The 12,230-nt window shown below is 55.5% G+C and carries 10 protein-coding genes; 8 read left to right on the top strand and 2 right to left on the bottom strand.

Features of this window, described 5'->3' with window-relative positions; genetic code table 11:
• Positions 1 to 205 precede the first annotated feature (205 nt).
• From dnaA to gyrB, 4 genes are read left to right on the top strand one after another with little or no spacing between them, the layout of a single operon-like run.
• The gene (dnaA, locus tag AXE65_RS07830; protein WP_068390491.1) at positions 206 to 1,642 is read left to right on the top strand and encodes a chromosomal replication initiator protein DnaA; all 1,437 of its coding nucleotides are present in this window, start codon (positions 206 to 208) and stop codon (positions 1,640 to 1,642) included.
• A 35-nt stretch (positions 1,643 to 1,677) separates the two neighbouring features.
• Positions 1,678 to 2,781, top strand: a complete 1,104-nt coding sequence (gene dnaN / locus AXE65_RS07835; RefSeq protein ID WP_068390494.1) for a DNA polymerase III subunit beta — start codon at positions 1,678 to 1,680, stop codon at positions 2,779 to 2,781.
• 54 nt (positions 2,782 to 2,835) lie between these two features.
• Positions 2,836 to 3,927, top strand: coding sequence for a DNA replication/repair protein RecF (recF, locus tag AXE65_RS07840; protein ID WP_068390497.1), 1,092 nt, complete (start codon positions 2,836 to 2,838; stop codon positions 3,925 to 3,927).
• Between the two features lie 3 nt (positions 3,928 to 3,930).
• Complete coding sequence (gyrB, locus tag AXE65_RS07845) at positions 3,931 to 6,351, top strand: DNA topoisomerase (ATP-hydrolyzing) subunit B (RefSeq protein WP_068390500.1); 2,421 nt, start codon at positions 3,931 to 3,933, stop codon at positions 6,349 to 6,351.
• Between the two features lie 43 nt (positions 6,352 to 6,394).
• Here the strand turns inward: gyrB and AXE65_RS07850 are convergent, their stop codons facing one another.
• Both AXE65_RS07850 and AXE65_RS07855 read right to left on the bottom strand, forming a co-directional pair.
• Positions 6,395 to 6,820, bottom strand: a complete 426-nt coding sequence (locus AXE65_RS07850; RefSeq protein ID WP_068390503.1) for a DUF3301 domain-containing protein — start codon at positions 6,818 to 6,820, stop codon at positions 6,395 to 6,397.
• Between the two features lie 37 nt (positions 6,821 to 6,857).
• Positions 6,858 to 7,736, bottom strand: coding sequence for a lysophospholipid acyltransferase (locus AXE65_RS07855; protein ID WP_068390506.1), 879 nt, complete (start codon positions 7,734 to 7,736; stop codon positions 6,858 to 6,860).
• 107 nt (positions 7,737 to 7,843) lie between these two features.
• On the opposite strand from AXE65_RS07855, the gene glyQ reads away from it, so the two are divergent.
• The 4 genes from glyQ to AXE65_RS07875 are packed head-to-tail and all read left to right on the top strand — an operon-like array spanning position 7,844 to position 12,131.
• Positions 7,844 to 8,782, top strand: a complete 939-nt coding sequence (gene glyQ, locus AXE65_RS07860) for a glycine--tRNA ligase subunit alpha (RefSeq protein ID WP_068390509.1) — start codon at positions 7,844 to 7,846, stop codon at positions 8,780 to 8,782.
• The gene (gene glyS / locus AXE65_RS07865) at positions 8,779 to 10,833 is read left to right on the top strand and encodes a glycine--tRNA ligase subunit beta (protein ID WP_068390511.1); all 2,055 of its coding nucleotides are present in this window, start codon (positions 8,779 to 8,781) and stop codon (positions 10,831 to 10,833) included. The genes glyQ and glyS overlap by 4 nt, the downstream gene beginning before the upstream one ends.
• A 9-nt stretch (positions 10,834 to 10,842) precedes the next feature.
• On the top strand, positions 10,843 to 11,385 hold the full coding sequence (gene gmhB, locus AXE65_RS07870) for a D-glycero-beta-D-manno-heptose 1,7-bisphosphate 7-phosphatase (protein ID WP_068390514.1): 543 nt from the start codon (positions 10,843 to 10,845) through the stop codon (positions 11,383 to 11,385).
• A gap of 17 nt (positions 11,386 to 11,402) precedes the next feature.
• Positions 11,403 to 12,131, top strand: a complete 729-nt coding sequence (locus AXE65_RS07875; protein ID WP_068390576.1) for a lysophospholipid acyltransferase family protein — start codon at positions 11,403 to 11,405, stop codon at positions 12,129 to 12,131.
• Positions 12,132 to 12,230 lie beyond the last annotated feature (99 nt).

A 12,230-nucleotide genomic window follows, 5' to 3' on the forward strand; every position in this document is an offset into this window, starting at 1 on the left:
ACGGGCTACGCCCTACGCCGCCTGAAACCGCAAGGCAAAACCGGACAGTTCATTTGCTTTAAAACCGGACAAGTCTATTTGTTGACAACAATACTGCGCCCACTGTGCAAAGCGGATTTGTTGCCGCTAATGCCTGTGGATAACTTGCCCGCGCGCGGGTACAATCATCGGCCGTTTTGGTTTAAAGATGGTACGGAGGCCCTGCATGTCGGTGGCGTTATGGCAGCAGTGTATTGGACTTTTGCGCGAAGAAATGCCCGCCCAGCAATTTAATACCTGGATTCGTCCCTTGCAGGTCGAGCCTGTTGCCGATGAGCTGCGCATCTATGCGCCCAATCGCTTTGTGTTGGATTGGGTCAACGAAAAATACACCGCTCGCCTGCTGGAGTTAATGAGCGAGCGCAGCGAAGGCCCGCTTCCGGCACTGACCCTTTTGGTCGGTAGCAAGCAAAAAGCGGCCGATATTGCGGTAAACAACAGCAACCCTGCTATACCCTCTGTGCCGATGGGTACTACTGCGCCAAGCAGTGCCGAAACGCCACTTCAGGCCAATAAAGAGCTGCCCGCTGAAAGCAAGCCACAAAAACACGAAACGCCCGCCGTTGCCAGCAGCCCCAAGCACAACAGTTATCTAAACCGCAGCTTTACCTTTGATACCTTTGTTGAAGGTAAATCCAACCAAATGGCGCGGGCAGCGGCGCAACACGTAGCCGATAACCCGAAAAGCGGTCACAACCCGTTATTTTTGTATGGTGGGGTCGGCTTGGGCAAGACCCATCTGATGCACGCGGTGGGCAATCAGTTGCTGCAAAAAAATCCTAAAGCCAAGGTGATTTATTTGCATTCCGAGCGCTTTGTGGCCGATATGGTCAAAGCCTTGCAGCAAAACGCGATCAATGACTTCAAGCGCTTTTACCGCTCGCTGGACGCACTGTTGATTGACGATATTCAGTTTTTCGCTAAAAAAGAGCGCTCGCAAGAAGAGTTCTTCCATACCTTCAATGCCCTGCTGGAAGGCGGTCAGCAGGTTATTTTGACCAGCGACCGTTACCCCAAAGAAATCGACGGACTGGAAGAGCGGCTAAAGTCGCGTTTTAGCTGGGGGCTGGCGGTTGCGGTCGAACCGCCGGAGCTTGAAACGCGCGTCGCCATTCTGATTAAAAAAGCCGAACAGTCCGGCGTTGAGCTTGCGCACGATGTGGCGTTTTTTATCGCGCAGCGACTGCGCTCCAATGTGCGCGAATTGGAAGGTGCGCTTAAGCGCGTGATTGCCCAGTCGCACTTTTTGGGCAGACCCATTACCGTGGATTTGATACGCGAATCGCTAAAAGACCTGTTCGCACTGCAAGAGCGGCTTATCAGCATCGACAATATCCAGCGCACTGTTGCCGAGCTGTACAAGCTGAAAATAAACGATTTGCTGTCCAAGCGCCGCTCGCGCTCGATTGCGCGTCCGCGTCAAGTGGCGATGGCGCTCGCCAAGGAGTTGACCAATCACAGTCTGCCGGAAATTGGCGATTCCTTTGGCGGACGCGACCATACCACGGTGCTGCACGCCTGCCGCAAAATTGCCGAGCTGCGCGAGAGCGATGCCAGCATCCGCGAAGACTACAAAAACTTGCTGCGCACGCTGACCACCTAAATTCAACATTCACTTAATTTGTAAAGGAATTTCTTATGCGTTTTTCCATTTCCCGCGAAAGCCTGCTGGCACCCCTGCAACTGGTTTCCACAGTGGTCGAGCGCCGCCAAACCCTGCCGATACTCGCCAATATCCTGCTGGTAGTGGACGGACAGCAATTATCATTAAGCGGCACCGATCTGGAGGTCGAGCTGATTGGACGGGTGACGCTGGAAGGCGACTGTGAGCCCGGCGAGGCGACCGTATCGGCGCATAAGTTGATGGATATTTGCAATAATCTGCCCACCGGCACACAAATTGACATCAGCCTGGATGGGCAAAAAATCACGGTAAAAGCCGGGCGCAGTCGCTTTAGCCTGATGATGCTACCGGCGCATGATTTCCCCGCGCTGGACGAAGCCAGTGATGGATTGTCGGTCAGCTTGCTACAGTCTGATTTGCGGCATCTGTTGGAGCGCACCCAATTTGCTATGGCGCAGCAGGATGTTCGCTACTACCTCAACGGCATGTTGCTGGAAATACGCGCAGACCAGGTGCGCAGCGTGACCACCGACGGCCACCGTATGGCGATGTGCAGCTTGCCCGCTACGGTTGAAACCGAAGAAGTGATGCAAGTCATTGTGCCGAGCAAAGGCGTGGCCGCTTTGCTTAAGCTGCTCTTAAGCGCGCAAGACACTATCAACTTGGTGATTGGCAAAAATCATATCCGTGCCAGCACCGGCGCTTTCAGCTTTGCCTCCAAACTGGTGGACGGCAAGTTCCCCGAATACGAGCGAGTGATTCCCAAAGGTGGCGACAAGCAGTTGCTTATCCCGCGTCAGGCCTTGAGCGAAGCGCTCAAGCGCACGGCTATTTTGTCCAATGAGAAGTTTCGTGGCATTCGCCTGCTGCTTTCTGCGGGCTTGCTGAAGCTTCAGGCGAATAACCCCGAGCACGAAGAGGCCGAAGAAGAACTGTCCATCGACTACAGCGGAGATGCACTGGAAATCGGTTTTAACGAAAAATATGTACAGCAGGCACTTTGCGTAATGGAAAGCGCACAGGTGCAGCTGATGCTGTCCGACAGCAACAGCAGCGCCTTGCTACAGGAATCGGCAGACAGCGATTCCATCTACGTCATTATGCCGATGCGTATCTAGTCTTTTGTTTTGCTGCTGCGCCTTGCTTAACGAATAACAGAATATTCAAGGCGCATGGCTATTCGTCAAATTCAGCTCACTGCGCTGCGCAATTTAAGCGCAGTGACGCTTTCCCCCTCGCCGCAAATCAATATTCTCTTTGGCGCCAATGGCAGCGGCAAAACCAGTCTGCTGGAGGCCATTCACCTGCTGGGAATGGCGCGTTCATTTCGTGCGCAACCGCTGCAATCGTTGATTCAGCACGGGCAGCCTCGATGTACGGCATTTGCTGAGCTTGCCGAAGCCGATGGCGGATTCAAAAAAATCGGTGTTTCCCGCGACCGGCAGGGTGAATTGCTGGTTCGTATTAATGGCGAGCATGTCCGCAGTTTGGCGCAGCTTGCGCAAGAGTTGCCGCTGCAAGTGATAAATCCCAATAGCTTTCGTCTGCTGGAAGGTGCGCCCAAGCAGCGGCGGCAGTTTATGGATTGGGGAGTGTTCCACGTGGAACAACAATTTCTACCGACCTGGCAGCGCTTGCAACGAGCGCTGCGCCAGCGGAACTCATGGCTGCGCCGTGCTAAAATGGATGCCCCTTTTCAGCTGGTTTGGGATAAGGAATTGTGCCTCGCCAGTGAAGCTATCGATAACTACCGGCGTGCTTATATTGGTGCATTAAAGCCGGTTTTTGAGCAAACACTGGCGCAATTGATTGAGCTGGATGGCTTGGTGTTGAGCTACTCCCGAGGATGGGATAAAGAGCGAAGTTTGTCCGATGTGTTGGCGGCTTCTTTAGTGCGCGATCAGCAGCTTGGCTCTACACAGGCGGGGCCGCAGCGGGCTGATTTGCGCCTTCGTCTGGCGAGCAATAATGCGGCAGATATTCTCTCGCGCGGGCAGCAAAAACTGGTGATTTGTGCGCTACATATCGCGCAAGGCTATTTATTGGCGCAAACGGGGCGTGGCTCATGTGTTTATCTGGTGGATGACTTGCCGTCTGAGCTGGATCAAAAACACCGGCAAGCGCTTTGCCGATTGTTGGAAGGATTGGGCTGCCAAGTATTTATCACTTGCGTTGAGCCGCAAGCCTTGCAAGATGGCTGGCGAGCGGATACGCCTATTGCTTTGTTCCACGTGGAACAAGGCCAGATTAAGGTTGTGGGGTAAGGTATGAGCGAAGAGCAGATTTACGATGGCACCGGCATTGAGGTGCTTAAAGGGCTGGATGCGGTGCGCAGGCGACCGGGCATGTATATCGGTGATACCGATGACGGCACCGGCCTGCACCACATGGTGTTTGAGGTGGTGGACAACGCCATTGATGAGGCGTTGGCGGGCTATTGCACGGAAGTGAGTATTTGCATTCATACGGATGAATCCATCACGGTGCGCGACAACGGGCGCGGTATACCGGTCGATATTCACGAAGAAGAAGGCGTGTCGGCGGCCGAAGTGGTGATGACGGTGCTGCACGCGGGCGGCAAGTTCAATAATAAAACCTATAAAGTGTCCGGCGGCTTGCACGGTGTGGGCGTTTCCGTGGTCAACGCGCTGTCCAGTGAGTTGGTGCTGACCATCCGTCGCAAGGGTAAAGTCTGGGAGCAGCTTTATCAGCACGGCGTGCCGCAAGCGCCGCTGGCGGCGGTCGGCGATACCAAGGAAACGGGTACCACGGTTCACTTTAAGCCGTCGGATAACACCTTCCGCAATATCCATTTCAGTTGGGACATTCTTGCCAAGCGGCTGCGCGAACTGTCGTTCCTTAATTCGGGTATCGGCATTTATCTTAAAGATGAGCGCAGCGGTAAAGAGGAGTTGTTTAAATACGAAGGCGGTCTGCATGCCTTTGTGGAATATCTCAATACCAACAAAGCCGTTATCAATCCGGTCTTTCATTTCAATGTGCAGCGCGAAGAAGACGGTATTGGTGTTGAAGTGGCCTTGCAGTGGAACGAAGGTTTCAACGAAAACCTGCTGTGTTTTACCAACAATATTCCGCAGCGTGACGGCGGTACTCATTTGGTCGGATTTCGTTCGGCATTAACCCGCTATCTCAACAGTTACATTGAGCAAGAAGGTCTCGCTAAAAAGCAAAAAATTGCGACCACTGGTGACGATGCCCGTGAAGGTTTGACCGCCATTATTTCGGTTAAAGTCCCTGACCCTAAATTCAGCTCGCAAACCAAGGACAAACTGGTTTCGTCCGAAGTAAAAACCGCCGTTGAGCAGGAAATGGGGCGCAAATTTGCCGAGTGGTTGCTGGAAAACCCCAGCGATGCCAAGGCCGTGGTCGGCAAGATGCTCGATGCCGCCCGCGCTCGCGAAGCCGCGCGTAAAGCCCGTGAAATGACGCGGCGCAAGGGTGCGCTGGATATTGCTGGTTTGCCGGGAAAACTGGCCGATTGCCAAGAAAAAGACCCGGCGCTCTCTGAACTTTACATAGTGGAAGGAGACTCAGCGGGCGGCTCGGCCAAGCAAGGCCGCAATCGCCGCACGCAAGCCATTTTGCCGCTTAAAGGCAAAATCCTCAATGTCGAGCGCGCACGTTTTGACAAGATGCTGTCCTCGGCAGAAGTCGGCACGCTGATTACCGCGCTTGGCTGTGGCATTGGCCGCGAGGAATTTAATATCGACAAGCTGCGCTATCACAGCATCATCATCATGACCGATGCCGATGTGGACGGCTCGCATATCCGCACCCTGTTGTTGACCTTTTTCTTCCGTCAACTACGTCCGCTGATTGAGCGCGGCCACATCTATATTGCGCAACCGCCGCTGTACAAGGTCAAGCGTGGCAAGCAGGAGCAATACATCAAAGACGATGAGGCGATGGATGACTATATGACGCAAGCGGCGCTGGAAGAAGCCAGTCTGCACGTTAATGACAGTGCGCCGGGGATTGCCGGTGAAGCGCTGGAAGCCTTGGTTAATCAATGGCGCGCCGTGATGAAGACGCTAACGCGCCTATCACGTCTGTATCCTAAAGAAATTACCGAACACTTGCTCTATCTGCCCAAACTCAACCAAAGTCAATTGGCCGAACAAGGACTGATGCAAGATTGGCTCGACCAGCTGGAGGCAAGGCTTAAGACGGAAGAAAGCTCTGGGCAAAGTTATACCGTGCGTCTGTACGAAGACCCTGAGCGCCATCTTTGGCTGCCAGAAGTGGAAGTCAAAGCGCACGGCCTGTCCACGTTGATTTTGTTTAACCGCGACTTTTTCGCCAGCAACGACTATCAGGCGCTAACCGCCTTGGGCGAGCAGCTGGCCGGATTGCTGGAAGAAGGTGCTTACGTCAAGCGCGGCGAGCGCAAAAAATCGGTCGTAAGCTTTAAAGAAGCACTGGCCTGGTTGATGGCAGAAAGCACCAAACGGCACAGCATTCAGCGCTACAAAGGCTTAGGCGAAATGAACCCCGAGCAACTTTGGGAAACCACTATGGACCCGGAAGTGCGCCGCATGTTGAAAGTGACTATTGAGGATGCGATAGCCGCTGACCAATTGTTCAATACCTTGATGGGTGATGCGGTCGAGCCCAGGCGTGACTTTATCGAGAGCAACGCGCTGGCGGTGGCTAATCTGGACTTCTAAAACCCACAAACGCCCTGCTTTGGTTTTTAGGGCTGTTTGGCAATCATCCGCTGTGCCGTTGCCGCCAGTCGTTTAAATAAATCACTTGTCCACCCATTGCCTTCGCCGTGGGTGGATGAGGGATGGTTCGTGAGGGTGGGTTTTGCGCCGTCTCTGTTAAAGGATGAGGTGGCAGTTGTATGCCGCCCAGATGACGGCCAAACAAAGTAATGCGGCCGGTATGGCGTTGCTCGCCGGTTACGGTAAATTCAAACTGGTAGATGCGCGCCAGTCGCTTGCGTCCTACCGCATCAGACAGCAGTGCCATGCGGCGCAGTGCGACGTTATCATCGAGCAGCAACAGCCCGTTGCGCAGGCAATGCTGCTTGACCAACTCCAGCGCCCGTTCGCGCAGACCATGCGCATGCCACAGCCAAGCGGCAATGGCGGCAAACAGCATAAAAAGCAGGATGGTGCTTAAATTCAGCATAAAAGCTCCTTGTCAGAGCGCAAGCATAGCAGCAGTTTTAGTACCAACGCGCCTCGCCCTCGGGGCGTTTTTTAAAGCGCTTCATCGTCCACATATATTGGCTGGGATAACGGCGTACATAGTCTTCAAAGACTTGGCTCATGGCTGCGGTCGCCTGTTCAAGGTCTTCACTGTACATGGCCTCTGGAGCCGCTTGCAGAATCACTTTAAAGCCCGCACCTTTGGGCAGTCGCAAAGCGTGCATAAAGACGCCAAGAGCTTTGCCTCCGGCAAGCATGCTGGGGACAAATTTACTGGTCAGTGCCTGTGTTGCCAAAAAAGGCACAAAAAAGCCGGCACTTTCTGTGGGTTCAGGGTCTGCCGGGACGCCCGCTGCGCCGCCGTTTCGTACGGTTTTAAGCACTAGGCGGATGCCTTCTAAAGTTGACGGGGCGACTTGATTGCCCAGCTGTACACGCTGTTGTTGCAGCAGTTGGTCGAGCGCTTCGATTTTCGGCGGACGATAGAAGATAACCGGCTGGCACTGGCTGCAATAAAAGTGGTTGAGCACCTCCCAATTGCCCAAATGGCTGGTAATGCCGACTACGCCTTGGCCGCTTGCCAGCGCCTGTTGCAGGATTTGCAAACCTTCGACTTCGCGTATCAGTGACAGGCTGTGCGCTGCCGGACGCAGCCAGGCACTGGCGCTTTCGGCAAACCAGCGACCCGTATCCATCAGGCTTTGGCGCAGCAACTGATCGAGTTCAGCCTTGGAGCGCTCGGGAAAACACTTGGACAGATTGATACGCGCCACTTCACGCGAACGGTTTGGCAGTTGATACATCAGCCAGCCAAGCCCCGCGCCGAGGCGCTGTGACGTGCGCCAAGGCAACGCTGCCAGTGCACGTAAAGCCCATACTGTGAAAGTGCCTTTCAAGCCGCAATCCTCATGAAAAAGGTGAAGTATTTTAACGGCTGTCTCAAGCGGATAGGCGAATCCGCTATAATCCGCCGTTTTATAGCTTCTGGGCGACAGGTAACTTTGTGAAGCAGAGCAGCGGCACTTTTCAGGATTTAATCCTTACCTTGCAGCGCTATTGGGCCGAATGTGGCTGTGTGCTGCTGCAACCCTATGATATGGAAGTCGGCGCGGGCACTTTTCATACGGCCACTTTTTTACGCGCCATTGGCCCTGAGCGCTGGAGCGCCGCCTACGTGCAGCCCAGTCGCCGCCCGACCGATGGGCGCTATGGCGAAAACCCGAATCGTTTGCAGCATTACTACCAGTTTCAGGTCGTGATTAAACCCAGTCCGGACAATTTCCAGCAGCTTTATCTGAACTCGCTTAAAGCCATCGGTATTGACCCGTTGGTGCACGATATTCGTTTTGTCGAAGACAACTGGGAGTCGCCCACGCTGGGCGCTTGGGGGCTGGGCTGGGAAGTTTGGCTAAACGGCATGGAAGTCAGCCAATTTACCTACTTCCAGCAAGTCGGTGCGCTGGAGTGCTTTCCGGTCACGGGCGAGATTACCTATGGGCTGGAACGCCTTGCCATGTACCTGCAAGGGGTCGATTCAGTCTATGACTTAACTTGGGCGGACGGGCCGCTCGGGCGCGTCAGCTATGGCGATGTGTTCCTGCAAAACGAACGCGAGCAGTCCTGCTACAACTTCGAGCAGGCTGATGTAGACCGCCTGCTGGATAACTTTGATTTTTATGAAAGCGAGGCCAAGCGGCTGGTCGCGCTGCAACTGCCTTTACCGAGTTATGAAATGGTGCTCAAAGCCTCGCACAGCTTTAACCTGCTTGATGCACGGCATGCGATTTCCGTTACCGAACGCCAGCGTTACATTCTGCGCGTGCGGGCGCTGGCTCGGGCGGTCGCGCAAAGCTACTTCGATGCCCGCGCCCGTTTGGGCTTTCCGCTGGCAGACAGTGCGTTGCGTGATGAAGCCTTAAGCCGATGGGAGGTTGCCGCATGAGCCGTGAGGACTTTTTGGTCGAGCTGGGCTGCCAGGAACTGCCGCCCAAGGCACTTAACGACCTAAGCGAGGCGTTTGCCCGTGGCATTGAGAGCGGCCTCGCTGCGGCCTCACTGAGGCACGGCAAAATCCACCGCTACGGCGCCCCGCGCCGCCTTGCCGTGCGCGTGGATAGCCTGATAAGCCAGCAGCCGGAACGGGAAGAGCGCATCGACGGCCCACCGCTTTCCATCGCTTTTGACAGCAATGGCTTGCCGACCGCCGCCGCACAAGGCTTTGCCAACAAATGCGGCGCTTCGCTTAATCAGTTGGATAAAAGCGGGTCGAAACTGTGCTTTAGTCGCCGCATTCCAGGGCAATCCAGCCGCGAACTGCTGCCTGCGATAGTGGAAGCGGCGCTCGCCGCGCTGCCCATCCCTAAACGTATGCGCTGGGGCGCACGGCGTGAAGAGTTCGTCCGCCCCACTGAGTGGCTGTTGATGCTGTACGGCGAGCAGGTGATTGACTGCTGCATTTTGGGGCAGCAAGCCGGGGCACTGTCTTACGGCCACCGCTTCCACCATCCACAAGCGGTTAGCGTGCAACGTCCGGCGAGCTACCTGGATGATTTGCGCCGCGCCCATGTGCTGGCCGATTTTGCCGAGCGCCGCCGCTTGATTGAGCGGCGCTGCCAAGCGCTGGCCGAAGCCGAAGGTGGGCGGGCGATTATGCCGCCGGGGCTGTTGGATGAAGTTACCGCTTTGGTGGAATGGCCAGTGCCTTTGGTCTGCTCTTTTGAAGAGCGCTTTTTGGCTGTGCCGCAAGAAGCGCTGATTATGACCATGCAGGACAACCAAAAATATTTCTGCCTGCTGGATGCACAGGGCAAACTGCTGCCGCGCTTTATCGCCGTGGCTAATCTGGAATCCAAAGACGCGGCGCAAATCATTGCCGGTAATGAAAAAGTCGTGCGCCCACGCCTCGCCGATGCCGAGTTTTTCTTTAATCAAGACCAAAAATATCCACTGCAAGATTTAAATGCCCGCCTCGCCCAAGTGGTATTCCAGGCGCAGCTTGGCAGCCTGCAAGACAAAGCGGCAAGACTTGCCAAATTGTCGCGTTATATCGCCGAAGGGCTGGATCTGTGTCCAGAGCAGGCTGAACGCGCCGGACTTTTGGCCAAGGCCGATTTAGTCAGTGAAATGGTCGGCGAGTTTCCCGCCATGCAGGGCATTGCCGGTTACTACTACGCGCACCGCAGTGGTGAAGATGAAGCGGTTGCGCTGGCGATTAAGGAACAATACCTGCCCGCAGGACCCTCCTCGCCGGTACCTGCGAGTATTTTGGGTGCGGTGCTCGCGCTGGCCGAACGCATCGATACGCTGGTTGGCATTTTCGCCATCGGGCAACTGCCCAGCGGCAGTAAAGACCCTTACGGACTGCGCCGCGCCGCTTTGGGCGTGCTGCGTATCCTGATCGAGAAAAAAATCGACCTTGACCTGCCCGCCGTACTCAATACCGCTGCCGCGCTCTATGCCGAAAAAGTGGCAACGGACGGCGTGGCCGCGCAAGTGAGCGAGTTTATCCTCGACCGCCTGCGCGCTTACTACGAAGACCAAGGCATTGATTTTGCAGCCTATCAAGCCGTTCGCGTGCTGGAGCCTGTCTCACCTTATGACTTTAACCTGCGCGTGCGTGCGGTACAGGAATTTCGCCAGTTACCGCAGGCAGCAGCGCTAGCCGCCGCCAACAAGCGCGTGCATAACCTGCTGAGCAAGAGCGATGAAAAACGCACGGGCAAAGTGGAAGCGCATTATTTTGAACTACCCGCCGAGTTCTCCCTGTTTGCCGCCATCGGCAAGGCGCAGCAAGCGATTACCCCCTTGGTCAGTGCACGCAACTACAGCGAAGTGCTGCTGTGTTTGGCGCGTCTGGATGGCGTAGTCAATGGTTTTTTTGAAGTAGTACTGGTCAACGCCGAAAATGCCAAAATCCGCGCCAACCGCCATGCCCTGCTCGGACAGTTACGCGCGTTGTTCCTGAAAGTCGCCGATATTTCCCTGCTGGGCTGACCGTCAGCGATGAAACTGCTGCTGCTCGACCGCGACGGCGTGATCAATCAGGACTCGGACGACTATATCCGCTCGCCTGACGAGTGGATACCACTGCCAGGCGCCATCCGGGCGCTCGCCCGCCTGTCCAAGGCGGGCTGGACATTATCGATAGCGACCAACCAATCCGGCATTGCCCGTGGCTACTACAGCGAACAGTGCATGCAAACCATCCACGAAAGACTGCGCAAACGGGTCGAAGCCGAAGGCGGCCAGTTGGGATTGATCGTGCACTGCCCGCACGGGCCGGATGAGGGCTGCGCCTGCCGCAAGCCCAAACCCGGCATGCTGCTTGCCATTGCCCGCCATTACCAAGTAGCGCCCGGCGGACTGTGGTTTGTCGGTGACAGCGCCAGCGATTTGGCCGCCGCCGCCTCTGCCGGTTGCCAGCCTGTGCTGGTTAAAACCGGCAAAGGCGTGCGCACATTGCAAGCTGATTTACCGTCTAATACATTGATTTTTGAAGACTTGCCAGCAGTGGCGCACTACCTTACCGAACCTTCAGCAGAGTGACCCAGATCATGCAAAAAATGACAGCAGTGCAGTGCATCAAGATGGTTTTGTTCTACCTCGTGCTGTCGCTAAGCTCATTGGTTTGGAGCTTGGTCGGACTGGTCTGTACGCCCTTTTTGGGCAACTTTGAAAGACGCTGGCATTTTGTGATCCAAAATTGGTGTCGCTTTGCCGTATTTTGGGCAAAGTATTGCGTGGGGCTGCGCTATGAGATTGAAGGGCTGGAAAACCTCCCCAAGCAACCCTGTGTGGTCCTCGCACAGCACCAGAGCACTTGGGAAACCTTCTTCCTGACCACCCTGTTTTGCCCGCTGGCACACGTGGTTAAACGCGAACTGTTCAAGGTGCCGGTATTTGGCTGGGCGATTGCCTCATTCAGACCCATCGCCATTGACCGCAGCAACCCCAGAGAAGCGCTCAAACAAGTGGCGAAAATGGGCAAAAAACGCCTGCAACAGGGCTGCTGGGTGCTGATTTTTCCGGAAGGCACGCGCATGCCGCCAGGGCAGATGGGCAAATTCACCCGCAGCGGCGCGGCGCTTGCCGCAGGTGGCGGGCAAGCGGTGCTGCCGATTGCGCATAACGCCGGTAAATTCTGGCCGAAAGAAGGCTGGGCCAAATACCCGGGTACCATCCGCGTGCGCATCGGCCCGCCAATGTACGCCGAAGGTGAAGGCCCGCGCGCTATCGCAGGCTTAAGCGCCCGCGCCGAGGCTTGGGTACAGCAAGCGCAACAAGGGCTGTAACGCCATCTCCAGGAAAAACTCAAAGGGCGCTTTGCCATAGGTAAAGCGCCTTTTTTTGTCCAGAGCGCTTGCTTGACAGCCTCAAGGCAGCGGGCGCAG

This window comes from Ventosimonas gracilis (assembly GCF_001580025.1).
Lineage (GTDB): Bacteria > Pseudomonadota > Gammaproteobacteria > Pseudomonadales > Pseudomonadaceae > Ventosimonas > Ventosimonas gracilis.